The following is a 24,019-nucleotide window of genomic DNA, read 5'->3' on the forward strand; positions in this document are numbered from 1 at the left end:
GCGGTGTTACACCGTTTTCGAGTAGCGCAGCGGCTGCACCGCGTCCGGCGCCGTGTTGGCGCGCGCCAGGGTCAGGTAGCGGTCGAAGACCATGCAGATATTGCGGATCAACAAGCGCCCTTTCGGCGTCACCGTCAGCCAGTCTTCCTCGATGACGAGCAAGCCGTCGCGCGCCAGTTCGCGCAGCTTCTCCAGTTCGGCGGCGAAATAGCTGCGGAAGGTGACGGGGTGCGCTTGCTCGATGCTGGCGATCGACAGTTCGAAATTGCACATCAGCATCTGGATGATGATACGGCGCAACAAATCGTCCGTGTCAAGCTTGATGCCGCGGGCGATCGGCAGCACGCCTTCGTCGAGTTTTTCATAGTACGCGTCGAGCGTCTTCTCGTTCTGGCTGTAGACGGCGCCGACGGAACTGATGGCCGACACGCCGCAGGCGATCAAGTCCGCTTCCGCGCGCGTCGAGTATCCCTGGAAGTTGCGGTGCAAACGGCCCTGGCGCTGCGCCACGGCCAGGTCGTCCGTCGGTTTGGCGAAATGGTCCATGCCGATGTAGACATAGCCGGCGGCCGTCAGGCGCGCGATGCACAGGCCCAGCATGGCCAGCTTGGTGGCGCTGTCGGGCATGTCGGCGTCGAGGATGCGGCGCTGCGGCTTGAACAGATGCGGCATGTGCGCGTAATGGTACAGGGCGATGCGGTCCGGGCTGGCGTTGATCACCTTGCGCAGGGTTTCCGTCATCGTTTCCAGGTTTTGCTTCGGCAAGCCATAGATCAGGTCGATGCTGATCGAGCGGAAACCGGCGTCGCGCGCGGCCTGCATGATGGCCACCGTTTCCGCTTCCGGCTGGATGCGGTTGACGGCTTTTTGCACGTCGGCGTCGAAATCCTGCACGCCCAGGCTGATGCGGTTAAAACCTTGCGCGCGCAGCGAGAACACGCGCTCGCGCGAGACGGTGCGCGGGTCGATCTCGATCGAATATTCGCCGTCTTCATCGGAAGCGAACTCGAAATGCTGGCGCAGGTGCGCCATCAGTTCGTCCATCTGCTTTTCGCTCAGGTAAGTCGGCGTGCCGCCGCCGAAGTGCAATTGCTCGATCTGGTTCATGCCGGCAAACAGCTTGCCCTGCATGGCGATTTCCTGCTTTAAATAGCTGAGATAGGTGGCCGCCTTGCTGCGGTCCTTCGTGATGATCTTGTTGCAGGCGCAGTAGTAGCACAGGGTGTCGCAGAATGGCACGTGCACGTACAGCGACAGCGGACGGCGGCCGCCGCGCATGCGCAGGGCGGCCAGCGCTTCGAGGAAGTTGCCATAGCCAAATTCGGCATTGAAACGGTCGGCGGTCGGGTAGGACGTGTAGCGCGGGCCGGACTGGCTCATCTTGCCGATGATGACCGGGTCGAATTCGACGACGGCGTCCAGGTCGGCGGAAGCACTGCTGAGTAGTGTAGGCATGATGTGTATGAAGTCTTGAAAGGTTTAGGCGGCCAGGCGTTTCATGGCGGGTTTGCCGGCGTTCGCGGCGCCTGCGGCGCCCGATTTGCCGCCAGGCATGGCGACGCGGCGCGGTGGCGGCATCTTGCCGAAATTGAACAGGCTCACGGCTTGCGACAGGCTGGCCGCTTCTTCCGCCAGGCGCGTGGCGGCCGCGGCGGCTTCTTCCACCAGGGCCGCGTTCTGCTGCGTCACCTGGTCCATGTGGGCGATGGCCTGGTTGACCTGGTCGACGCCGATGCTCTGTTCGCGCGAAGCGATGGAAATTTCCTGCATGATGGCCGTCACCTGCTTGACGGAGCTGACCACCTGCTCCATGGTGGCGCCGGCGCGGTTCACCTGCAGCATGCCGGCGCCCACCTTGCCGACGGAAATTTCAATCAGTTGCTTGATATCCTTGGCAGCCACCGACGAGCGCTGCGCCAGGTTGCGCACCTCGCCCGCCACGACGGCAAAACCCCTGCCCTGCTCGCCGGCGCGCGCCGCTTCCACGGCCGCGTTCAGGGCCAGGATGTTGGTCTGGAAGGCGATGCCTTCGATCAGGCCGATGATGTCGACGATTTTCTTCGACGAAGTGTTGATGTCGTCCATGGTGGTGATCACTTCGGAGACGATCTCGCCGCCCTGCACGGCCACTTTCGAGGCGGCCACGGCCAGTTCATTCGCCTGCACGGAATTGTCCGCGTTCTGTTTCACGGTCGACGAGAATTCCTCGATGCTCGAGGCCGTCTCTTCCAGGCTGGCCGCCTGCGATTCCGTACGGCCGGACAAGTCCATATTGCCGACGGCGATCTGCCTGGTGGCCACGGCCATGGTTTCCACGTTGATGCGCACGTCGCGGATGGTGGCGATCAGGTTGCTGTTCATCTGTTGCAGCGCGCGCAGCAATTGCCCCATTTCATCCGTGCTGTCCGTTTCAAAACTGCCCGACAGGTCGCCGGCGGCAATCGCCCGCGCGCCGTTCAGGGCCTTGCCCAGCGGTTTCAGCACGGACATGCGCAAGGTGTACCAGAGGAAAACGTTGATCAGGAAGCCGAACAGGGTGGCGCCGAAGATGGCGTAATTGGTGATCTTGCCGCCGCTGGCGAACAGGCTGATGACGCACACCAGCAGTTGCAGACAGTTGACGATGGACGTGGCGGCCCAGATGCGCAGGTTGAGCGACATGTGCGTCAGCTTGTGCAGCAGGTGCGCCAGGCCCGGGCGCACGATCTGCCCGTTCTTGATGACGATGTTGCCGCCTTCCTTGTTGCGGATGGCCGCATAGGCTTCCTCGGCCGCCTTGACCTGCTCTTTGTCCGCCTTGACGCGCACGGACATATAGCCGATGGTCTTGCCCGCTTCGCGGATCGGCGTGACGTTGGCGCGCACCCAGTAAAAGTCGCCGTTCTTGCAGCGGTTCTTGACCAGGCCCGTCCACGGCGTGCCGGCCTGGATCGAGGCCCACAGGTCGGCGAACGCTTCGGCCGGCATGTCCGGGTGGCGCACGATGTTCTGGGGCGAACCGAGCAGCTCGGCTTCGCTGAAGCCGCTGACCTGGCTGAAGTACGGGTTCACATAGACGATATTGCCGTTCATATCCGTTTTCGACACGATGGCCTGATCGTCCAGGACGAGGACTTCACGGTTAGTCACTGGCAAATTTTGTCGCATGGTCGCGGCTTCCTGATCAGTTAAATAGGCAATTGGTGAGTAAGACTTGCACGATTGCAAGAATGGAGATCAGTGTAAGGAGTCGCCTGCGCAAATTTATTGATGTAGATCAAAATCCTCCAGATTGGTCGTGCTTGCACGCATTTAGCGATAGCAATGCGGCATTGTTTTAAAGCTACTGGTTGCCGGCGGTGGCTAATCCACGCCCGCCGTCAGCGGACGCAGGCTGCCGACGGCGTAGCCTTGCGCGTAGTCGATGCCCAGTTCGCGGATGACGGCCAGGGTGGCATCGTCTTCCACGTATTCGGCCACCGTTTTCAAGCCCATCACGTGGCCCACTTCATTGATGGCCTTGACCATGGCGCGGTTGATGGCGTTGCTGGCGATGTCGCGCACGAAGACGCCGTCGATCTTCAGATAATCGACGGGCAGGGCCTTCAGGTAGCCGAACGAGGAAAAGCCGCTGCCGAAGTCGTCGAGCGAGAAGCGGCAGCCCATGGCCTTGAGCTGGCGCATGAACACTTGCGCCTTGGGCAGGTTGGCGATGACGGCCGTTTCCGTGATTTCAAAGCAGATTTGCTCGGGCGCGATGGCGAATTGCACGAACTGCTCGGTGATGTAGTCGTGCAAGCCGGCGTCGGCCAGCGACATGCCCGACAGGTTGACGGAATACAGGGCCGGTGCGCGGCGCCGGCTTTCCGCCATCGCTTCGAGCGGCGGCAGGCTGTCGCGCACGCTTTCGATATGCGCGCAGACGGCGCGGATGACCCAGCGGTCGATGGACAGCATCATGTCGTAGCGTTCGGCGGCGGGGATGAAGGCGCCCGGCAAGATCAGGTCGCCCTGGCTGTTGCGGATGCGGATCAGCACTTCGTCGTGGTGTTCCTGGCTGTCGTGCAGGTGCACGATGGGCATGGCGTACAGGCGGAAATAATCGTGCGCGAACGCTTCGTTCAGGCGTGAAATCCACAGCATTTCGCCATGCCGCTGGGCCAGCATGACGTCTGACTCCTGGTAGACGTGGATGCGGTTGCGGCCCTGCTCCTTGGCCAGGTAGCAGGCCTGGTCGGCCGCGCTCAGCAGCTCGCTCATGGACTTGCTGTCCCGGCTGATTTCGACCATGCCGATGCTCACGCCCAGCTCGAAGCTGCGGCTATCCCAGGCGAAACGAAAATCGCGGATGGACTGGCGCAGCTGTTCGCCGATCACCCGCGCGTGGTCGAGCGGACAGTGCGGCAGCAGCACGCCCAGTTCGTCGCCGCCCAGGCGCGCGAGGATGTCGCTGTCGCGCATTTGCGCCTGCAGCATTTTCGCCAGCAACTGCAGCAGCACGTCGCCGGCGCCATGGCCGCAGGTATCGTTGATGACCTTGAACTGGTCCAGGTCCAGGTACAGCAGCGCATGCACATGGCCTTCTTCCTTGGCCGTGTGCAGGGCGCCAGCCACCAGGTGCTCGAATTCGCGCCGGTTGATCAGGCCCGTCAGGGTGTCGTGCGTGGCGTGCCACGACAGTTGCTGGCTCAGCTTGCGCTCATGGCTGACGTCGCGGAACACGACGACGGCGCCGAGGATGTCGCCATTGCGCGACCAGATGGGTGCGGCTGACTCTTCCACGGCGATGCGCCGCCCGTCGCGCGTGACCAGCTGCGCATGCGTGGAAATGCCGATGGCCTGGCGCTGGCGCAAGCACTTGATGGCCACGTGATCGAGCGGCGCACCCGTGTGTTCATCGACAAGGTTCAGGGTTTCCCAGATGTCCAGGCCCTGGGCCAGCTCGTTGCTCCAGCCCGTCAATTGCTCGGCCACGCGGTTCAGGTAGCGCGTCTTGCCGAACGGATCGGTGGTGATCACGCCGTCGCCGATGGAGCTGAGCGTCACTTCGGCCAGCTCCTTGCTCTCGGCGATCATCAGTTCGCGCAGCATGTGCTCGGTGACATCCCAGATGATGCCCAGGGTGCGGTCGGGCTGCCCGGCGGCATCCGTGAAGATGTGCGCCTTGGCCGCCAGCCAGTGTTCGCTGCCATCGGGCCAGACGACGCGGTATTGCAGGTCGTAGCCGCCGCGCCGGCGCACGCCGTCCTGCAGCACTTTGATCACCTTGTCGCGGTCGTCGGCGTGCACGCAGTCGAGAAAGCTGCGAAATGGCTGCGTCAGCGGGCGCTCTTCCAGGCCCAGCAAGGTGGCGCCCCTGGCCGACCAGCTGACCGTGCCGTCGATCACCTGGCCGTCGACGATGCGCGAATCCCAGATCGCCATATGCGCCGCCTCCAGTGCCATCTGCAAACGTTTTTGCTGGTCGCTCATCGTCTTCTCCCTGCACGGATACAGGGATAGATGCGCTGCTGCTATTTAAGTTCCCGGTATTTCGGCGGGCGTGGCGGCCGAGGCGCGCGCCACGTCGCGCACATTCTTTTGCACGGCCACGGCGGCAAACAGACTGAGCAGGAATGCCATGGCATAGAAACCCTTCTCGCTGTTTTGCAGGGTGGCGTTCCACAGGCCGACCGTCAGCAGCAGCAAGGCCAGCAGCACGGAAATCCAGCACAGGCCAAAGTAAATCCCTGTCACGGCGATGCCCTCGGCACGGTCGCGCACGGATTTTTGCAGCGAGATGGCGGCGAACAGGCCATACATGAGGATCGTGAAGTAATAACCCTTCTCGTTGAGCGGCATGCTGGCGTTCCACAGGCCTGACAGATAGGTGATGACGCCGATCAGCAGTGCCGCCCAGGAGGCGCCGATAAAGGCGCTGCTGGGGCGTGGGGCGGGGGAAGAATGCATAGGGTCTCCATGGGCAGGCAGGCGCCGCCGGCATGGCCGGGGCGGCAGGCACGGATGCGCCTGCCGCCCCATCAGACCAGAAAGTTTATTTGCTCGATTTGATCTGGCGCAATAAAGCTGACACGGCCGTGACGCCGGCCAGCACCAGGCCACCGGCGATGAGGCCGGCCACCGCGTTGATCAGGCTGGGCGTGATGGCGGCCAGCACGGGGCCGATGCCAGCCACGCCGGCCACCGCTTCTTCCGCATGGTGCAGCATGCCGCTGGCCCACGGCCAGCCATGCGTCAGAATGCCGCCACCGACCATGAACATGGCCAGGGTGCCCACAACGGAGAGAAATTTCATCAGTTTCGGCGCCGCCGACACGAGCATGCGGCCAAAGCCGCGCACGCCATCCATCAGCGCGCCCGCGCCCTTGCGCGCCGCCAGATAAAAGCCCGCGTCGTCGAGCTTGACGATGCCGGCCACCAGGCCGTACACGCCCACCGTCATGATGAGGGCGATGCCGACGACGACGGCCACCTGCTCGGCGAAGGTGGCCGCGGCCACCGTACCCAGCGCGATGACGATGATTTCCGCCGATAAAATGAAGTCGGTGCGGATAGCGCCCTTGATCTTGTCCTTTTCCAGCGCGACGAGGTCGACTTGCGGGTCGCGCAGCGCCTGCGCCAGCTCGGCCTTGTGGCTGTCGTCCGGGTGCAGGTATTTATGCGCGATCTTCTCAAAACCTTCGAAGCACAGGTAGGCGCCGCCCACCATCAAGAGCGGCGTGATGGCCCATGGCGCAAACGCGCTGATGGCCAGCGCGGCGGGCACGAGGATGGCCTTGTTCTTCAGCGAACCGACGGCGACGGCCCACACGACGGGCAGTTCGCGCTCGGCGCGCACGCCGGCCACTTGCTGCGCGTTCAGGGCCAGGTCGTCGCCGAGTACGCCGGCCGTCTTCTTGGCGGCCACCTTGGTCATCAGGGAAACGTCATCGAGGATGCTGGCGATGTCGTCGAGCAGGGCCAGCAGGCTGGAGCCGGCCATCTCAGCGCGCTCCCACGGTGGTGGCAGGGAATATTGGAGCGAGGAAAGTGTTGTTTTTCATGATGTTATTCTTGGTTGTACGGCAAGGGGTGACGTGGGTAAGGCATCCTTGCGATCTTACCCCAGGGCGGGCCGGCAGGGCCGCACTGAGCGGGTTAAAATTGCTCATCGTCCCCCTTTTTTTGGAAACCGCATGCACTTCGCCACCTGGATCACCTTTGTCATCGCCGCCTCCATCATCGCCGTCTCGCCCGGCTCGGGCGCCGTGCTGTCGATGTCGCACGGCCTGTCGTACGGGGTGAAAAAGGCCAGCGCCACGATTCTCGGCCTGCAGCTGGGGTTGCTGGTGGTGCTGGGCATCGCGGGCGCCGGCGTGGGTTCCTTGCTGCTGGCCTCGGAAGTGGCCTTCAATATCGTCAAGACGGTGGGCGCGCTGTATTTGATCTACCTGGGCCTGTCGCAGTGGCGCGCCAAGGTGGCGGTGACGGGCGATCTGCATGCCGACGCCGTGGTGCCGTCCTGGCGCCGGCGCGTGCTGACGGGGTTTCTGACCAATGTGACGAATCCGAAAGGCATCATCTTCATGGTGGCGGTGTTGCCGCAATTCATCAGCCCTGCTGCGCCGCTGCTGCCGCAATTGCTGATCCTGGCCGTCACCATGTGCACGATCGATCAGATCGTCATGCACAGCTACGCCTTTTTGGCCTCGTCGATGCAGCGTTTTTTCCGCGACGCCAGCGCCGTGAAAAAGCAGAACCGCTTCTTTGGCGGCTTGCTGATGGCCGTCGGCGCCGCCCTGTTCTTCGTCAAGCGCGGCGGCCAGGCGGCGGCGTGAGCCAGATCAACATGCAAACATTTGTAAGCCCGCTTGCGGTACTTGCCCGATAGGACTGTAATCGGCATGTTGTCTTCCTTTCATCTGCGTCCTGCCTGGAGCGCGCCATGCGTCCGACCCTGCCCCTGCTGAAAACCATCTGCGCCGTGCTGTTGTCGTCGGCATGTACGCTTGCCCTGGCGCAAGACCCGCCCGCCCGCGTGGGCCGTATTTCCACCGTCGAAGGGCAGGTGCTGGTGCGCGCCGGCGATGGCGAGGCGCAAAACGCCCTGCTGAACTGGCCCGTCACGACGGATAACCGCTTGAGTACCATGCGCGGCGCGCTGGCGGAGTTTCGCGTGGGCGCGGCCGCCGTGCGTCTCGATGGCGATTCGGAGCTGGAAGTGAGCGAGCTCGATGACGACAGTTTCAAATTGCACCTCAGTTATGGCGCGGTCAGCGTGCGCGTGCGCAATCCCGACGCGCTGCGCGGCTTCGAGCTGACCACGGCCCAGGCCCGTGTGATCCTGAGCCAGCCGGGCTGGGTGCGCATCGAGGCGGGGCGCCAGAGCGGCGCCAGCGTCGTCAGCGTGCTCGACGGGGCGGCCGACGTGGATGGGGCGACGGGCAGCGTGACCTTGCGTGCCGGCCAGCGCGCCGAACTGACGGACGAGGAATTGCGCACGGGCGCCGTGCAGCGGATCGCCTTCGACAACTGGCCCGAAGCCTTGCCCGCCGCCGCGCCGGCCTTGCGCTATGTTACGGACGATACGACCGGCTATGAAGAGCTGGACCGCTATGGCGCCTGGCAGGAAGACGCGCAATACGGCCCCCTGTGGCTGCCCAGCGCGGTGCCGGCTGGCTGGGCGCCGTACAGCGACGGGCGCTGGACGTGGATCGCGCCGTGGGGCTGGACCTGGGTCGACAATGCACCGTGGGGCTATGCGCCCTCGCACTACGGCCGCTGGGTGCGGCTGGGCCAGCGCTGGGGCTGGGCGCCTGGCCGCGAGCGCGGCCGCGTGCCCTGGGCGCCGGCCTTGGTGGGCTGGGTTGGCGGAAATCACGCGATGAATCGCGGCCAGCGTCCCGACGTGGGCTGGTTTCCCCTGTCGCCGCACGAGCGTTACGTGCCCGGCTACCGCGCCAGCGCGGACTATGAACGCCGCATCAACCGCGGGGCCGAGGGGCGCCGTCCCGTGGCCGGTGAACGCGAACACCGCAACCGCACCATCATGCCGGCGCCCGTGCTGCAAAGCATGCCCTTGAGCACGCCGCCTGCGCCGGCCGGCAACTGGCAGCGTCCCCCTGAGGCGCAGCGCCAGCAAGATGGATTTCGCCGCGACAGGGCCAACCGCCCCGGTCGCCTGCAGACGGACGATGGCCAGACGCAGATGGCGCCGCCGCCCATGCAGCCGAACCGCCCGCCCGTGCCGGCACAGCCACCGCGGCCGCAACAGCCCCTGATGCCGGCCTTGCCACCTGTGCAAGACCCGGTGGCGCACCCCGCCTGGCGTGGCGAGCAGCGGCCCCGCGCCGAGCGCGCCAATCCGCCGCGTGAGCGCCACATTGAACGCGGCGCGCCCGGTCGCGCTGGCCGGATGCAGGAAATGGAACGCTGAACGGGCCGCTGGCGCTGGCCGTCTGTCCGTCCGGTCATGGATTATCGACGTTCAAGCCGCCAAACCGACAGTTCGTCACATTTCAGCGGTCAAGCCGCGGTGTTTTGTCTACAGTGACGTCATTGCAAGACAGCGCAAGGCCTTCATGGCTGACAGCACCGATTTTCCGGCTATTTTGTCCAAACGAAATAGTTTTCGCCAGCTTACAAAGCTGGCTTTTTTTTTCCGCGCCCCTGGCGCCATGGCAAGGGGCGCAGGCGCTGCCAAAGTTGGCTACAATACGCCTTTGGCACTGACCGGCACTGATTGGAATTCCCATGCAAACCACCCCTCCCAGCGAACACATCATTCCTCCCAGCGAGTCGCTGATCGAATACCCGAGCGACTTCCCCATCAAGATCATGGGCCCGACGCATGTCGACTTCGCGCCGACCATGCTGGAGCTGGTGATCAGCCATGATCCGACCTTCCACGCAGGCCGCATGGAAGAGCGTCCTTCGGGCAAGGGCAATTACACGGGCTTGACCGTCACCGTGCGCGCCATCAGCCGCGAGCAGCTCGACGCCCTGTACATGGCGCTGTCGGGCCACCCGATGGTCAAGATCGTCATGTAAGGCTGGCTGCCGCCACGCTGGCCCGGCTCTTCGTGAGCAGCCAGACGGCGGCAAAGGCGCTACTCGCCGCCGCCGTCACCCACAGCAGCGGCTTTTCGCTGCCGTCCGTGATGGCGGCAATGACGGCGCCGCAAACAGCCGTGATGAGCATCTGCACGAAGAAGAACAGGCCCGAGGCGCTGCCCGCCTGGTCGCCATACGGCTGCAGCACGGCCAGCTGGCAGGCTGGAATCGCCATACCCACCGACACCATCACCAGCAGCATGGGCGCCACCAGCGACGCCACGTGCTGTGGCGCCAACGTCCCCGCCAGCAACAGGCTGGCCGCGCCCGCCACATTGAGCAGCACCGCCACGCCCAGCATGTAATCGGCGCCCAGACGCGGTCCCAGCGCGCGAAACAGGCTCGACCCTGCGATATAGCCGCTGACCGTCAGCGCGAACACCAGCGCATACGAGTGCGGCGACAGGTGCATGCCCCTTTGCAACAGCACGGACGATTCCGCGATGAACGGGAAGTACGTGCAATACACGCAGCCGATGGCCAGCGCATAGCGCAGGAAATAGCGGTCGCCCAGCAGGCGGCGGTACAGCGCCAGGGTGTTTCTTTGTGGCACGACGCTGGCGGGCTTGGTTTCCGGTACATACGCGGCGATCAGCCCCAGCGACAGCGCGCCCAGCAGGCACAGCACGCCAAACACGGCGCGCCAGCCGAACGCCGCGTCGAGCACGCTGCCGGCCAGCGGCGCCAGGATCGGCGACAAACCCATCACCATCGAGATTTTCCCCAGCATGCGCGCCTGCGTGGCGGGATCGAAACGGTCGCGCACCATGACCCGGCCGATGATGGTGCCGCTGCAGCCGCCGAATGCCTGCAGCACGCGCGCGGCGATCAGCACGTGCACATCGGTGGTCACCGTGCAGACGATGCTGGCGAGTACATAAATGGCCGTGCCGGCCAGCAGCACGGGGCGGCGTCCGTAGCGGTCGGCCAGCGGCCCGCAAGCGAGCATCGAGGCGGCCGAGCCGGCCATGAACAGGCTCAGCGTCAGTTGTAGCTGGGCATCGCTGGCATGCAGGGCATCGGCCATGGCCGGCAGCGACGGTAAATAGATGTCGATGCTGATGCGCGACAGGCAAACCAGCAGCAGCACGATGGCGCCCCAGGCCCACAGGGGAAGTGTTGTTCGTTGATTCATGTTTTTCGGTATGCAAGAGATGACGGACGCACCAGAACGGTGAGAGTAGGATGTTTGTGGTGTAATGCGAAGTGCCAGTCATCAGAAAACTCATTGGACCACTTGGACGATCATCATGCCGCGAGGAAAATCACCGCACGCCCTGGACTTGCCTCGTCCCACCAGTTGGCTCGACAAGGTGGGCGTCAACAAGCAGGATGGCGCGTATGAAGCGCTGCGCTCGGCCATCCTGACGAAGATGCTGCCGGCGGGCAGCCGTTTGCCGTCCAGCCGCACCCTGGCGGAACGGTGGGAGTTGTCGCGTGGCACCATCGAAACCGTGTTCGACCGCCTGCACGCGGAAGCCTACGTGACGCGCGTGCCCGGTTCCGGCACGCGCGTGTGCGCCGTCGTGCCGGAACGCTTTTTGATGGCAGGACTGGCAGATGCCACCCCGGCCGGGCCATTTTCCGAGCCCGTTCCCGTGTCCGATACGGGCGTGCGCGACGGCTTGCCGTTTGTTGCACGGCGCGCCGATGCCAGCCTGTTCCCCATGGCCGCCTGGTCCAAGTGCGCCACGCGGGCGCTGGCCGACGCCACGCCGGAGCAGCTGTGCAGCGCCGATCCGGCCGGCTTGCCCCAGCTGCGCCAGCAGATCGCCGATTTCCTCGCCAAGTACCGCGGCATCCGCTGCGACCCGCAAGACATCGTCGTCACGACCGGCATCCGCCACGCGATCGACTTGCTGGCGCGCAGCATCGTGCGCGATGGCGATAAAGTCTGCTTGGAAGAACCGGGCTATCCGGCCGCGCGCGCCCTGTTCGCCCTCGCTGGCGCCGTGCCGGTCGACATTGCCGTCGATGCCGAGGGCATCGATTGCGCCGCCCTGGCCGCGCACGCGGATGCCCGCCTCGCGTATGTGACGCCGGCGCACCAGTCGCCGCTGGGTGTGACCATGTCCGTCACGCGCCGCCTGGCGTTATTGGAGTGGGCGAATGACAGCGGCGCCTGGGTGGTGGAAGACGATTACGACAGCGAATTCAATTACCAGAGCGCGCCGCTGGCGGCCCTGAAGGCGCTGGACCAGTACCAGCGCGTGATTTACTGTGGCAGTTTTAATAAAACCCTGTTTGCCGGCCTGCGCGTGGGTTTCATGGTGCTGCCGCCCGCCTTGCGTCCGCAGTTGCTGCGCATGCTGCAGTTGACGGGCAGGTCCGTCGGCGTGACGGAGCAGCTGGCGCTGGCCGCCTGGATGGAGGATGGCGCCTTCGTGCGCCATTTGCGTCAGGCGCGCCTGGCCTACAAGGAGCGGCGCGACCTGCTGCTGGCCTGCCTCGAGCAGACCGCGCCCGGCCGCTACACCATATCCGGCCAGCAGGCGGGCTTTCATTGCGTGCTATGGCTGCCGCCGGACAGCGACGAGCGGGCGTTTTGCGCGCGCGCCGCGCAAGACGGGCTGGCGCTGCAGCCGCTCGGTGATTTTTGCCACAGCGCAAAGCTGGCGCCGGCCGTGCTGCTTGGCTACACGGCCCTGAATGGGCCCCAGATACGCCATGCTGCACAAAAATTGGGCAGATTGCTGTTATTGCCTGAGTCCGCCCCGGAATGAAACGGCCGCCTGGCTTATAATCACGGCTTCGCCGCAGCGTCCGCAGGGCGCCGGCAGCTGATTACAGAATCTGTCATGACCACCACCCGCACCGAAACGGCGCTGATCCGCGAGCTGGGCCGCGTCGATTACGAGCCGACCTTTGCCGCCATGCGCGCCTTTACCGACGCGCGCACGACGGACACGCGCGACGAACTGTGGATCGTCGAGCATCCGCCCGTATTTACGTTGGGCCTGGCGGCCGACCGCGGCCATTTGCTGGCCGGCGCGGAAAACGTGCCCGTGGTGCAGACGGACCGGGGCGGCGAAGTCACCTTCCACGGTCCTGGCCAGGTGGTGATTTACCTGCTGATGGACTTGCGCCGCAACAAGCCGGGCGGCAAGCTGTACGCGCGCCAGTTCGTGCATAAAATCGAGCAAGCCATCATCAACGTGCTGGCGGCGTATAATCTCGCTGGCGAGCGCATCGATGGCGCGCCTGGCATCTATATTGCCGGCGGACCAAGCAAGGGTGCGAAGATCGCCGCGCTGGGCTTGAAAGTGCGCGGCAACGGCTGCACCTACCATGGCGTATCGCTCAACGTGGCGATGGACCTGGCGCCGTTTTCCTGGATTAACCCTTGCGGTTATTCCGGCCTGAAGACGGTGGACATGCGCAGCATGGGCGTGGTGGCGCCGCTGGCCGAGGTGCAGCGGGCCCTAGCCCAGGAATTGACCGTATTACTCGATGTAAGCGAAGTAAACAGCGCCGCAGGCGCGCCTCAGGCAGCGGATGCCTGAGCAAACAAACCAACATGCCCGTCAAGGGCTTGCAGCCATGACTTCTGAGACCATTTCCAGCACCGCCCCCGCCGCTACTGCCGCTCCAGCGTACAACCCGAGCGAAAAGCAAAAAGGCGCCAGCAAGACCTCGCGCATCCCGATCAAGATCATTCCGATCGAGCAAGTCGAGCGCCTGAAAAAGCCGGACTGGATCCGCGTCAAGGCAGCCTCGGCCTCGACCCGTTTCTATGAAATCAAGGACATCCTGCGCGAAAACAAGCTCGTCACCGTCTGCGAGGAAGCCAGCTGCCCGAACATCGGCGAATGTTTCGGCAAGGGCACGGCCACCTTCATGATCATGGGCGACAAGTGCACGCGCCGCTGCCCGTTCTGCGACGTCGGTCACGGCCGTCCTGATCCGCTGGACAAGGAAGAGCCGGCCAACTTGTCGAAAACCATCGCCAAGCTGCGTTTGAACTACGTCGTCATCACCTCCGTCGACCGCGATGACTTGCGCGACGGCGGCGCCGGCCACTTCGTCGAGTGCATCCAGCAAACGCGCGCCCTGTCGCCGAACACCCGCATCGAAGTGCTGGTGCCCGACTTCCGTGGCCGCCTGGAAAAAGCGTTGCTGTTGTTCAAGGATGGCTTGCCTGACGTCATGAACCACAACCTGGAAACGGCACCGCGCCTGTACAAGGAAGCGCGCCCCGGCTCCGACTACATGCACTCGCTGAAGCTGCTGAAAGACTTCAAGGCCATGTACCCGGACGTGAAAACCAAGTCCGGCATCATGGTCGGCCTGGGCGAGACGGACGAGGAAATCCTGCAAGTCATGCGCGACATGCGCGAGCACGACATCGACATGCTGACCATCGGCCAATACCTGGCGCCATCGAACAGCCACTTGCCCGTGCGCCGCTACGTGCACCCGGACGTGTTTAAAATGTTCGAGGAAGAAGCGTACAAGATGGGCTTCACCCACGCCGCCGTGGGCGCCATGGTGCGCAGCTCGTACCACGCGGATGAACAGGCGCACAGCGCCGGCGTGGAATCGGCGCTGAATTTCTAAGCACTTGAGTTGTATCCAAAAACCGTCCGCTTTAGCCGGGCGGTTTTTTTTGCCTGATTGAGGTGATGTACAACATCCTGTACAATTATTGGCATGTACTTTCAAGGGAGCGGTGGCACGGCATGAATATCCTGACTTTCAGCGAGGCGCGCGCGGGCCTGAAAAGCGTGATGGACGACGTCTGCAACGACCACACGCCCACGGTGATCACGCGCGTGAATGGCGAACACGTGGTGATGCTGTCCTTGTCGGACTACAACAGTATCGAGGAAACCCTGTATTTGCTGGGCACGGCCAAGAATGCCAGCCGCCTGATGGCGTCCGTGGCGCAGATCAAGGCAGGCAAGGCGACGCCCAGGGAATTGGCGCAGCATGAAAAACAGGAAGACTGAGAACAAGCAGCAGGCGCGCAGCGCCGTGCTGGCCTGGACCGATCATGCCTGGGAAGATTATCTGTTCTGGCAAGAGAGCGATCTGAAAATCCTGCAAAAAATCAATGACTTGCTCGATGAATGCCTGGCCGACCCCTTCAAGGGCACGGGCAAGCCGGAACCGCTGAAAGGCGATCTGACGGGTTTCTGGTCGCGCCGCATCGACCGCCAGCACCGGCTTGTGTACCTGCCCGACGCGGGCTGCATCTATGTGGCCGCGTGCCGTTATCACTACGACGATAAATAAATTTTGCCTAGCCGTACCGTAACGCGGTACCGGACGTGACGCGGCTATACTGATCGATGATGTTTTAAAAACATGATTGACGGGGGAGCCATGGACGTACGCATCGACGCATCGTGGAAGGCGCGGCTGGAGGGCGAGTTTGCCCAGCCCTACTGGGAACGCCTGGCCGCCTTCGTGAAGCAAGAGTATGCAGCGGGGCCGTGTTTTCCGCCGGGTAAAACCATCTTCCGGGCATTCGATCTGACGCCGTTCGAGCAAGTCAAGGTGGTGATCCTGGGGCAAGACCCGTATCACACGCCCGGCGCGGCCATGGGCCTGTGTTTTTCCATCCCCGAAGGCACGCCGCCGCAGCCTAGCCTGCAAAATATTTTCAAGGAATTGCATAGCGACGTGGGCGTGGTGCGCACGCGCACGGATTTGTCCGACTGGGCCGAACAAGGCGTGTTCCTGCTCAACAGCGTGTTGACGGTACGCGCCGGGGCGGCCGGCTCGCACGCGGGCAAGGGGTGGGAAAAATTGACGGACAGCGCCATCGGCCACCTGTCCGCCGAGCGCGAGCACCTGGTGTTCATCCTGTGGGGCGGCTATGCGCAAGCGAAGCGCACCCTGATCGATCCCGGCAAGCACCTGGTGCTGGCGGCACCGCACCCTTCACCGTTGTCGGCCAGCAAAGGTTTCTTTGGCAGCAAGCCGTTCAGTCAGGCGAATGCGTATTTGCAGGCGCATGGCCAGTCACCCATCGCCTGGGGTGATGGCTGATTCCTGACGGCAACCGACAGCGGCAGGCGTTGCTCCCTGCCGCTGTCTTCGCGCGTAACGGTTAAAAACTGGTCGACAAGCCCGCATAGATGCTGCGGCGGGCGCCGTACTGCGGTGCCCCCACGCCCACGCCGGAACCGTCGCGCAGCAGATACGACTTGTCGAACAGGTTGATCAGGGCCAGGCGTCCCTCGACCTTGCCGACCGGCGTGTTTTTCCACGTGTGCGTGAGCGCCGTGTTGACGGTGAAGTAACTCGGTAAATGGCCGGAATTCGGTGCGCCGCCGTCCGGCGTCATGCGCAGGCCGCTGCCATACAGGAAGTCAGCGCTCACTTGTGAATCGCCAAAGTGATAATGGCCACCACCCGACAAGGTGTATTTCTGGTCATGATCGAGGTAGACATAGTGTTGGCTGATGTAGTTCAACTCATCGGCGCCAAACAGGGCCTGGCCCGAGTTGATGTTGCGGCCCTGCGCCTTTTGCGTGCTGGCGTTGAGGAACAGGCCCCAGTTTTTCTCGCTATAGATGGCGGACAATTCCAGGCCCTTGGCGTAGCCATCCGCATAGTTGAATGGCGTCAAGATCAGCGCCTGGCCGAACTGGCCTTCGTCCAGCAGGTTGTTGATCTTTTTATAGTACACATCGGCCGTCACGGTCAGTTTCGCATTCACCTGGTGGCTGATGCCCACGTCGTAGTAATGCGTGCGCTCGGCCTTGACGTTGTCGGACTGGCCGATTTCCGGCGCGTTCGTCGTGTTCGCGTACAGGTCGATGCTGCCTTGCGCCGCCAGTTCCTGCGGCGGCGGCGTGAAGTAGCGCGAATAGCCGGCGTGCAGGGCCGTGCCCGGCGCCAGCTGATACGCCAGGTTGACGCGCGGACTCCATTGCTGTTCGCTCGTGTAGGCCGACACCTTGTCGAAACGGGCGCCATAGTTCAGGGTCAAAGGCTTGCTGATATGCCATTCATCCTGCAGGTAGAAACTGGCCAGGGTGCCCGTCTTGCCGCTGTTGTCCAGCACCGTGATGGGTGTGGTGGACGTCTGCGCGCCGTCGATTGCCGGGAAGACGGCCACCGTGTTGTCGCTCGTCGTTTTCTGGCGCGTGTAGGCCAGGCCGGCGCGCACGGTGTGGTCCTGGTGCAATTTGTAGCTGATGTCGAACTGGGCACCGGAGGCGCTGTTCGCGCGGCGCGAGTCCGAAGCCACGCCGTTGTAGATCAGGTCGCCAATGGCATCGGGCGTGAAGTGCAGTTCCGAATACTGGTGGAAGGCCGACACCTGATAATTGACGTCGCCCAGGCTTTTTTGCAGCGACAGCACGAGGAAGCGGTTCACTTCGCGCTGGTTTTCATTGAGTTGCGACGACGGTAACGTGGCTGTGCCCGCCTGCACATCGCTGTGGCCATCAAACGAGAAGGCGGGCGCCTGGTTCGGGTTGTTCGGGATCTGGAAGCGGCCGTTATACGTGCCGAACATGGCGCCCAGGCGCGTATTGTCATCGAGGAAATACGACAGGCTGCCGAACGATTTGTTCTGGCGCGTCTTGTCGTGCAGGGAGCTGCGCGTGTCTTGCGGGTTTTCCACGCCCAGGGAGTTACCGAGGTAGCTGCCGGACAGGTAGTAATTGAACTTGCCCACACTGCCAAAAAATTCGGCACTCGGCTCCACGTGATCGTGGCTGCCGACCATGATGCCGATGCGCCCGCCAGGCGTCATGCCGCCCTCCTTCGTTTCAATATCGACAATGCCCGCCGTGCGCAGGCCGAACTGGGCCGGCAAGGCGCCCGTCATGAAATCCGTTTTGTCGATCAAGCGCGTGTCGATCGACTGGCCGAAGCCGGTGATGCTTTCCGGCAGCTGCACGCCATTGATGCGGTATTGCACGTTGGCATGGTCGTCACGCACGTGCAGGGAGCCCGAACCTTTCGAATCCTGCGACACGCCCGGCAGGCGCAGCAGCACTTCATTGAATGGCGTGTTGTCGCCCTGGCCCAGCATGTCGACCATATGGCTGTCGATGCTGTAGATGGTGGTGCCGACTTTCGGCGATAGCTCGATGCGCGCGCTTTTCAGGTGGGCAGAGGTGATTTCGACCTTTTGCATGTCTTGCGGGGCAGCATCGGTATTGGCCTCGGCAGGCTCGGCGGCATGGGCGGAAACGGTAAACAGGCTGGCAAGGGCGAGCGACAGCGCGCTCAGGCGTGGTGTGTGTTGCATGATAAACCTCAAAATAGTCAACGCCAGGCGGCCCGGCGCGCATGAGCGCGCGACTAGGGGCAGCCTGAAAAAGGAAAAACAGCGTGGGAACTACAGTGAGGCGGCAGGCGGACCGCGCACGGGCGGCAGGATCAGGGTGGCGACGGGCGCCAGGGTGGCGGGCGCGATGGCCAGCAAGCGGTACGGCAATAACTGGGCGGGCGGCTCGGCGATGGCCGGCGGCACGGCAATGTCGGCCACCTTGTCGATGGCCGTGGCGCACAGCGCGCACTCTTCCGTGTCGAGGGTGGTCTTGTGCAGGTGCGAGGCGGCCGTCGACAGCAGGAACACGAGGGCCAGCGCACTGAACAGCGCCACGCACAGCCGCCACGGCGTGCGCGCGAGGGCGGCGGCACCGTGATGAGCAAGCTTGCGGGTGGGCTGGCGGGAAGACATGGGCGCATAGTAGCAAGAAAATCGCCCCGTTGTCAGCGCTTGTTGCAATTCGATTGCGGTGAGAGGACCTTACAGGGTGGCGCGCAGTGCGCGCGGCGACAGGCCATAGTGCTGGCGGAAACGGGCCGCGAAGCGCGAGGGCGAGGCGTAGCCGCAGGCGGCCGCGATGTCGCTGATGGGTAAGATGCCAGATTGCAATTCCTGCAAGGCCAGTCCCAGGCGCACGTCTTCCAGAATGGCGCGGAAATGCCGCTGTTCCAGGGCCAGCTGGCGGCGCAGGGTGGACGCGCCCAGGTGCAGATGGCTGGCAACTTTGGCCACGCTCCAGTCCGCACCCGGGTCCAGCAGCAGCACTTGCTGCACGCGCGCGGCCAGCGGATCGCGGCGGTCCAGCAGCAAGGGGCCGCAATGGCCGCCCAGGGCCAGGGCCAGCAGCAAGCCTTCCGCCTGTTGCGCCAGCAGCGCGGGCGGTGCGCTACTCGCCAGGCTGGCCATCAGCTGGTCCCAGGCCAGTGCCGCGTGCACGTCGAGCGGCACGCACAGGCTGGCCGTGGCCGCCTGGCGCAGCTGGGCGTCGACGAGGCCGCCATGGCGCGCACGAAAACGGGCGATCAGGGCCGGTGAAAAACTCAGCACTTCAGCCCGATAGCCTTGCGCGCCGGGCAGGTTGGCCACGCCCAATTCCTGTCCCGCCGGCATCAGCACCACGTCGTGCGTGCCGGCACGCGCCTGGCGAGCGCCCCATTCCAGCAGCTTCGTTCCCTGCCGCACGCGGCACAGGGCGCTCTGGAAGACGGGCACGCGGCGCAGGGTTTGTGCGCGGCGCGCCTCGATGGTGCCGTGGGCGATGCGCAGTTCGCTCAGAGCCACCGCGTCCATCTCATCGGCCATACAGTCCCGTCAGCTGCGCCTTGCCCAGCGCGTTGGCGTTGAGCATGTAGCCAAGCATGGCACCGCTGGCGTGCTGGTCCAGCGGCAACTTGTCCGTTTTCAGCGCCCACACGGTGATCTGGTAGCGGTGCGCCTTGTCGCCCGGTGGCGGGCAGGCGCCGCCGTAGGCGCTGTCGCCGTAATCGTTGCGTCCTTGCATGGCGCCTGTGGGCAAGGTGGCCGCCGTCGTTCCCGCAGGCAAGGACGTGGTGGACACTGGCAAGTTAAACACGCTCCAGTGCCACCAGCCGCTGCCCGTGGGCGCGTCCGGGTCGTACAGGGTGATGGCGTAGCTGTTGGTGCCGGCCGGCGCGCCGTGCCATGACAATTGCGGCGACAGGTTGCCGCCCGTGCAGCCGAAGCCCTGGAACACTTGCGCCGGCGCCAGAGTCTGGCCAGGGGCGATGTCGGTGCTGGTGACGGTAAAGTCGGCGGCGTGGGCGCCCAGGTGCAAAGCGAGACCCAGCATGGCGGCGAGGAGGCGGGAGGTGATCATGGTTTTCCTTTCGATGAAGTATAGGGGAAAGTGTATGTCGTGCAACAGTTACCCGCGATGCCGATGCGCTCGCTGATGGTGCCGAAACGCTCGTTTTCACCTGATTTCAATGTTCCCATGAGCGTGTTGTTGCGTTTGCCGCTTCCTTCCTGCGCATGATTTTCACTGCGGAGCTTTCATGCTATCGTTCTGCAGCCCAATTTCCCCGAGTCGCCTCCCCATGTCCAAACGCCCGATCAAGTGGTTGTTCGCCAAGCTGCACCTGTATGCGGGCCTGTGGTTTGGCGCCCTGTTTGTTTTGCTGGGCTTGACGGGGTCCGCCATCGCCTGGATGCCGGAACTCGACGCGTATCTGAATCCGACCTTGTTGCAGGCGAGCACGCCCGCGCCCGGCCAGGTGTTCCAGGTGACGCCGCGCACGGTGCAAGCGGTGGTGGACGGACTCGCTGCCGACCCCGCCTACGGCAAGCCGGCCCAGCTCAATCCGCCCGCCGATGCGCGCGACGTGTACGTGGCCTCGTACCGCCAGGCGGACAAACCGTCCCCCTTCAGCCAGGCCATCGTGCGCCAGGTGATGGTCGACCCCTACACCTTGCAAGTCAAAGGCGAGCGCGACTGGGGGCGTTTCGGCCTCACGCGTCCGCTGTTGATGTCCGGCATGTTTCATTTGCACCGCTATGTGTTGTCCGGTGAGGTGGGCAAGACGATTACCGGTATCTCGGGCGTGATGCTGTTGCTGATGGCCTTGAGCGGCATTTATCTGTGGTGGCCGCGCCTGCAGTGGGTGGCGGTCAAGCGCGCGTTGACGGTGTCGCATGGCGGTTCCTGGCCCCGTTTCAATTACACGTTTCACAAGGCGGCCGGCTTCTTTGCCGCGCCCGTGCTGGCCGTGCTCGCTTTTTCCGGCATCTATTTCAATTTACCGCAATTGATCGTGCCGCTGGTGGAGCTCGTCTCGACGGCGCCGGACAAGGCCAAACTGAAAAATCTGCAGCAGGATGGCGAGCTGCTCGATGCGGGCCAGGCCATGGCCGCCGCGCAACAGCTGTATCCGCAGGCGCGCGTGTCGCGCATCGTGCTGCCGGCGAAAAAGGACCAGCCATATGACGTGCGCGTGCGCCAGCCCGGTGAAATCGCCGAGGGCGACGGCGCCACGCGCATTACCCTCGACGCGCGCAGCGGCTTGCCCCTGCGCATACGCGACCCCTTGCGGGCGCCGGCCGGAGACGTCTTCCTGGGCTGGCAATTCCCCCTGCATTCGGGCCAGGCGTTCGGCGTGGCCGGGCGCGCCTTCATTACCGTCTTCGGTTTGATGCCCTTGCTGTTCCTGCTGACGGGGACACTGGTGTGGTGGAAACGGCGGCGCGGCCGGAAATAGGCGGCCGCCAGACCGGTGCGGGAAAAGTTGCTATCATCATAGTATTTTCCGGCGTATCACGGATTCACCCGCACAAGGACCAGCATGAGCAATCCCGACATCACCGTAGCAATGTTGAATGAACGCGGCACCGGCCGCCTGCCCGGCCACCTGGGCATCGTCATCACGGAAGTGGGCGACGGCCAGCTGACGGCGGAATTGCCCGTGCTGCCGCACTTGCTGGCGCCGAACGGCTACCTGCACGCGGGCAGCGTGGTGACCCTGGCCGATACGGCGTCCGGCTATGGCTGCATCGTCAACCTGCCCGAAGGCGCGAGCAATTTCACGACCATCGAGCTGAAATCGAACCACCTGGGCACGGCCCGCGAAGGCACGCTTACCTGCACGGCCAAGGTCGAGCACAAGGGCCGCAACACGCAAGTGTGGGATGCCGTGGTGAAAAGCAAGGAAACGGGCAAGACGATTGCCCTGTTCCGCTGCACGCAGATGATTCTGTATCCAAAGTAAGCCGGTAGGTCGGGTTAGCAGCAGCGCTGCGTAACCCGACATTCCACTACAGCCTCACCCAGTTACCCTTGTAGAGAATCGGTCCCGTCGGTCCGTTCGGATCCGGCGAACCGCCTTTCGGCTCCAGGGTAACGGCCAGCAAGGCCACGTCGTTGCCGATGGCGCGCTGGGACAGGGCCAGTTTCACGTTGCCCTTGTCGGCCAATAAGCCCAGGGAGCGCGGGTTGCCGCTCTTCGGCACGGCCCACAGTTCCAGGTCGCGATCAGCAGGCACGGGCGCGTTGCCCACCATGCGCACCTCGAGCGCGCCGTGGCGGCTGTCGGCCGTCAGCAGCAGGGCCGTTTGCGCTTTCTCGTCCGTCAGGCTGGCCACATAGCTGATTTGCGGCGCGTCCATCACGCGCGTGGCCACGACGATCACCAGCAAGGCGGCGATGGCGCTCGACGCCATGCCCAGCGAACGCCAGAACGACAGCGAATCGCGGAACAAGGACCAGCCGCCCTGCGGCTTCAGGTGCAGGCGCTGCTCGATCTGCTGCCACACGCGCTTGGGCGGCGTCACGGGCGTGGCGAATTCCGCCATCGGTTCCAGGCGCTGGCGCCATTCGGCCGTGATATTGCGCAAATCGGCGTCATTGTGCAGCCAGCCTTCGAAACGCCGCCGCGCGCCCCCTTTCAGGGTGCCCAGCACGTATTCGGACGCCAGTTTCTGGCGCAGGGTGTCATTGCCGCGGATATTCATGATGCCTCCCGTTTCGCCAGACACGTGCGCAGCCGTTCCAGGCTGCGGCGTATCCAGGTCTTCACGGTGCCGATCGGCAGCGACATCTGCTGCGCCACTTCGCTGTGCGACAGGTCATGATAGAACGCCAGGGCGACCACCTGCCGGTGCAGCCCTTCCAGGGCCGACATGCAAAACGCCAGCGCCTTGGCGTCACCGCTCAGTTGCAGTGACTCGATCGGCGTGGCCTGGGGGTCTCGGAGTGCATTCATGACTTCGCTATCAAACTGTTCGGCATCGATTTCCACGGTATCGTCGCTGCGCCGCAGCACATCGAACGCCTTGTTGCGCACGATGGTGGCCATCCAGGTCATCGGCGCCGCCAGATGGCTCTGGTAAGTGGCGGCGTTGTTCCAGATGGCGACGAACCCCTCTTGCAAGGCTTCTTCAGCGAGCTCTTGCTTATGCAATATACGCAGCGCGAAGCCAAACAGTTTCGATGAGGTGGAGTTATATAGCTGACGGAACGCGGTGGCGTCCTTGTTGCCGGCGGCGAGCAGCCAGGTTTTCAGTTGTTGCGGGTCGAGCGATTGAGCGGCTAGGGACACGGCTGGCCTTCACAAGGGGATTGGGGTCACGCCTGGGAAGGTTATAACGGTTTGGCAACACTTGGCAACAAGGTTTTGTGCCGTGTTATCCCGCGATGGCCGATTCCAGCAACTTGTGCAGCTCGGCGAATTCCGGCTTGCCCACGTAGCGCTTGAGGATATTGCCCTGCTTGTCGAGCACGAAGGTGGTGGGCGTGAGGGCCACGTCGCCATAGGCCTTGGCCGCCTCGCCCGTCACGTCGAGCGCCACCTTGAACGGCAGCTGGCGCGTTTCGGCGAAGTTCAGCACATAGTTGGCCGGATCGTATTTCATGGCCACGGCCACGAATTCCAGTCCCTGTCCCTTGTACTTGTTGTAGGTGTCGACCATGTCCGGCATTTCCGCCACGCAGGTGGTGCACGAGGTGGCCCAGAAATTGACCATCACGACCTTGCCGCGCAAGCTGGCCGAGGTGATTTTTTCGCCATGGATGCCGTGGAAGGTCACATCCGGCGCGCTTTGCTTGTCATTGAGCGACAGATAAGCGGCTGCCGCCACGCCCGCCACGAAGACGGCGATCAGGGCTGGCTTGACCCAGGACTTGCTTGCGGATGGCGAAGTTGACATGGTTTTCATTTGAAAAGCGCGGTGATGCGGCCATTATAGCCGTATCGCCGCATC

At 63.7% G+C, this 24,019-nt stretch carries 24 protein-coding genes; 11 read left to right on the plus strand and 13 right to left on the minus strand.

Features of this window, described 5'->3' with window-relative positions:
• Window positions 1-6: 6 nt before the first annotated feature.
• From hemN to ACPJXG_RS28580, 5 genes are all read right to left on the minus strand, one after another.
• Window positions 7-1,455 (minus strand): oxygen-independent coproporphyrinogen III oxidase, encoded by a 1,449-nt coding sequence (hemN, locus tag ACPJXG_RS28560; protein ID WP_099403893.1) that lies wholly within the window; start codon window positions 1,453-1,455, stop codon window positions 7-9.
• Between the two features lie 24 nt (window positions 1,456-1,479).
• A complete protein-coding gene (locus ACPJXG_RS28565; protein WP_035823281.1) occupies window positions 1,480-3,147 on the minus strand; it encodes a methyl-accepting chemotaxis protein in 1,668 nt (555 codons plus the stop codon).
• A gap of 195 nt (window positions 3,148-3,342) precedes the next feature.
• Window positions 3,343-5,451, minus strand: coding sequence for an EAL domain-containing protein (locus tag ACPJXG_RS28570; protein ID WP_425253000.1), 2,109 nt, complete (start codon window positions 5,449-5,451; stop codon window positions 3,343-3,345).
• 45 nt (window positions 5,452-5,496) lie between these two features.
• Window positions 5,497-5,928 carry an inner membrane protein YiaA gene (gene yiaA / locus ACPJXG_RS28575; protein ID WP_176387799.1) on the minus strand — a complete coding sequence of 144 codons (432 nt, stop codon included), beginning with the start codon at window positions 5,926-5,928 and terminating at the stop codon, window positions 5,497-5,499.
• A gap of 85 nt (window positions 5,929-6,013) precedes the next feature.
• Entirely contained in the window at window positions 6,014-6,961 is a 948-nt protein-coding gene (locus ACPJXG_RS28580) for a DUF808 domain-containing protein (RefSeq protein WP_035823275.1), read from the minus strand.
• Window positions 6,962-7,154: 193 nt separating this feature from the next.
• Here ACPJXG_RS28580 and ACPJXG_RS28585 point away from each other — a divergent pair, with 193 nt between their 5' ends.
• The 3 genes from ACPJXG_RS28585 (at window position 7,155) to ACPJXG_RS28595 (ending at window position 10,008) form a co-directional block, all read left to right on the plus strand.
• The gene (locus ACPJXG_RS28585) at window positions 7,155-7,796 is read left to right on the plus strand and encodes a LysE family transporter (protein WP_425253001.1); all 642 of its coding nucleotides are present in this window, start codon (window positions 7,155-7,157) and stop codon (window positions 7,794-7,796) included.
• 107 nt (window positions 7,797-7,903) lie between these two features.
• Window positions 7,904-9,394, plus strand: a complete 1,491-nt coding sequence (locus ACPJXG_RS28590; protein ID WP_425253002.1) for a DUF6600 domain-containing protein — start codon at window positions 7,904-7,906, stop codon at window positions 9,392-9,394.
• A 317-nt stretch (window positions 9,395-9,711) separates the two neighbouring features.
• Entirely contained in the window at window positions 9,712-10,008 is a 297-nt protein-coding gene (locus ACPJXG_RS28595) for a DUF493 family protein (RefSeq protein WP_099403898.1), read from the plus strand.
• Here ACPJXG_RS28595 and ACPJXG_RS28600 read toward each other — a convergent pair.
• Window positions 10,001-11,206 (minus strand): multidrug effflux MFS transporter, encoded by a 1,206-nt coding sequence (locus ACPJXG_RS28600; protein ID WP_425253003.1) that lies wholly within the window; start codon window positions 11,204-11,206, stop codon window positions 10,001-10,003. The genes ACPJXG_RS28595 and ACPJXG_RS28600 overlap by 8 nt on opposite strands.
• Before the next feature lie 115 nt (window positions 11,207-11,321).
• On the opposite strand from ACPJXG_RS28600, the gene ACPJXG_RS28605 reads away from it, so the two are divergent.
• From ACPJXG_RS28605 to ung, 6 genes are all read left to right on the plus strand, one after another.
• Window positions 11,322-12,794 (plus strand): PLP-dependent aminotransferase family protein, encoded by a 1,473-nt coding sequence (locus ACPJXG_RS28605; protein WP_425253004.1) that lies wholly within the window; start codon window positions 11,322-11,324, stop codon window positions 12,792-12,794.
• Between the two features lie 75 nt (window positions 12,795-12,869).
• Window positions 12,870-13,574 carry a lipoyl(octanoyl) transferase LipB gene (lipB, locus tag ACPJXG_RS28610; protein ID WP_076564619.1) on the plus strand — a complete coding sequence of 235 codons (705 nt, stop codon included), beginning with the start codon at window positions 12,870-12,872 and terminating at the stop codon, window positions 13,572-13,574.
• A gap of 37 nt (window positions 13,575-13,611) precedes the next feature.
• Entirely contained in the window at window positions 13,612-14,628 is a 1,017-nt protein-coding gene (lipA, locus tag ACPJXG_RS28615) for a lipoyl synthase (protein ID WP_035823261.1), read from the plus strand.
• A 122-nt stretch (window positions 14,629-14,750) separates the two neighbouring features.
• A complete protein-coding gene (locus ACPJXG_RS28620; RefSeq protein WP_425253005.1) occupies window positions 14,751-15,020 on the plus strand; it encodes a type II toxin-antitoxin system Phd/YefM family antitoxin in 270 nt (89 codons plus the stop codon).
• Window positions 15,001-15,306 carry a Txe/YoeB family addiction module toxin gene (locus ACPJXG_RS28625; RefSeq protein WP_099377619.1) on the plus strand — a complete coding sequence of 102 codons (306 nt, stop codon included), beginning with the start codon at window positions 15,001-15,003 and terminating at the stop codon, window positions 15,304-15,306. Before ACPJXG_RS28620 ends, ACPJXG_RS28625 begins: the two co-directional genes overlap by 20 nt.
• A 90-nt stretch (window positions 15,307-15,396) precedes the next feature.
• Window positions 15,397-16,065: a uracil-DNA glycosylase gene (gene ung / locus ACPJXG_RS28630; protein WP_425253006.1), complete on the plus strand. Its 669-nt coding sequence runs from the start codon at window positions 15,397-15,399 to the stop codon at window positions 16,063-16,065.
• Window positions 16,066-16,126: 61 nt separating this feature from the next.
• On the opposite strand, the gene ACPJXG_RS28635 is transcribed toward ung, so the two are convergent.
• From ACPJXG_RS28635 to ACPJXG_RS28650, 4 genes are all read right to left on the minus strand, one after another.
• The gene (locus ACPJXG_RS28635; RefSeq protein ID WP_425253007.1) at window positions 16,127-18,283 is read right to left on the minus strand and encodes a TonB-dependent receptor; all 2,157 of its coding nucleotides are present in this window, start codon (window positions 18,281-18,283) and stop codon (window positions 16,127-16,129) included.
• 90 nt (window positions 18,284-18,373) lie between these two features.
• The gene (locus tag ACPJXG_RS28640) at window positions 18,374-18,718 is read right to left on the minus strand and encodes a hypothetical protein (protein ID WP_425253008.1); all 345 of its coding nucleotides are present in this window, start codon (window positions 18,716-18,718) and stop codon (window positions 18,374-18,376) included.
• Window positions 18,719-18,787: 69 nt separating this feature from the next.
• Window positions 18,788-19,609, minus strand: coding sequence for a helix-turn-helix transcriptional regulator (locus tag ACPJXG_RS28645; RefSeq protein WP_425253009.1), 822 nt, complete (start codon window positions 19,607-19,609; stop codon window positions 18,788-18,790).
• Window positions 19,599-20,144 carry a YbhB/YbcL family Raf kinase inhibitor-like protein gene (locus tag ACPJXG_RS28650; protein WP_425253010.1) on the minus strand — a complete coding sequence of 182 codons (546 nt, stop codon included), beginning with the start codon at window positions 20,142-20,144 and terminating at the stop codon, window positions 19,599-19,601. The genes ACPJXG_RS28645 and ACPJXG_RS28650 overlap by 11 nt, the downstream gene beginning before the upstream one ends.
• A 220-nt stretch (window positions 20,145-20,364) precedes the next feature.
• On the opposite strand from ACPJXG_RS28650, the gene ACPJXG_RS28655 reads away from it, so the two are divergent.
• Together ACPJXG_RS28655 and ACPJXG_RS28660 are read left to right on the plus strand one after the other, a co-directional pair.
• Window positions 20,365-21,522 carry a PepSY-associated TM helix domain-containing protein gene (locus tag ACPJXG_RS28655; RefSeq protein WP_425253011.1) on the plus strand — a complete coding sequence of 386 codons (1,158 nt, stop codon included), beginning with the start codon at window positions 20,365-20,367 and terminating at the stop codon, window positions 21,520-21,522.
• Window positions 21,523-21,606: 84 nt separating this feature from the next.
• Window positions 21,607-22,029: a PaaI family thioesterase gene (locus ACPJXG_RS28660; RefSeq protein WP_034752471.1), complete on the plus strand. Its 423-nt coding sequence runs from the start codon at window positions 21,607-21,609 to the stop codon at window positions 22,027-22,029.
• Between the two features lie 46 nt (window positions 22,030-22,075).
• On the opposite strand, the gene ACPJXG_RS28665 is transcribed toward ACPJXG_RS28660, so the two are convergent.
• The 3 genes from ACPJXG_RS28665 to ACPJXG_RS28675 all read right to left on the minus strand — a co-directional run bounded on the left by ACPJXG_RS28665 (window position 22,076) and on the right by ACPJXG_RS28675 (window position 23,965).
• Complete coding sequence (locus tag ACPJXG_RS28665; RefSeq protein ID WP_425253012.1) at window positions 22,076-22,771, minus strand: anti-sigma factor; 696 nt, start codon at window positions 22,769-22,771, stop codon at window positions 22,076-22,078.
• Complete coding sequence (locus ACPJXG_RS28670) at window positions 22,768-23,358, minus strand: sigma-70 family RNA polymerase sigma factor (RefSeq protein WP_035823247.1); 591 nt, start codon at window positions 23,356-23,358, stop codon at window positions 22,768-22,770. Before ACPJXG_RS28670 ends, ACPJXG_RS28665 begins: the two co-directional genes overlap by 4 nt.
• 85 nt (window positions 23,359-23,443) lie before the next feature.
• Window positions 23,444-23,965, minus strand: coding sequence for a TlpA disulfide reductase family protein (locus ACPJXG_RS28675; RefSeq protein WP_425253013.1), 522 nt, complete (start codon window positions 23,963-23,965; stop codon window positions 23,444-23,446).
• Between the last annotated feature and the right edge of the window lie 54 nt (window positions 23,966-24,019).

This window comes from Janthinobacterium sp. NFX145 (assembly GCF_049810325.1).
Taxonomy (GTDB): Bacteria; Pseudomonadota; Gammaproteobacteria; order Burkholderiales; family Burkholderiaceae_D; genus Janthinobacterium; species Janthinobacterium rivuli.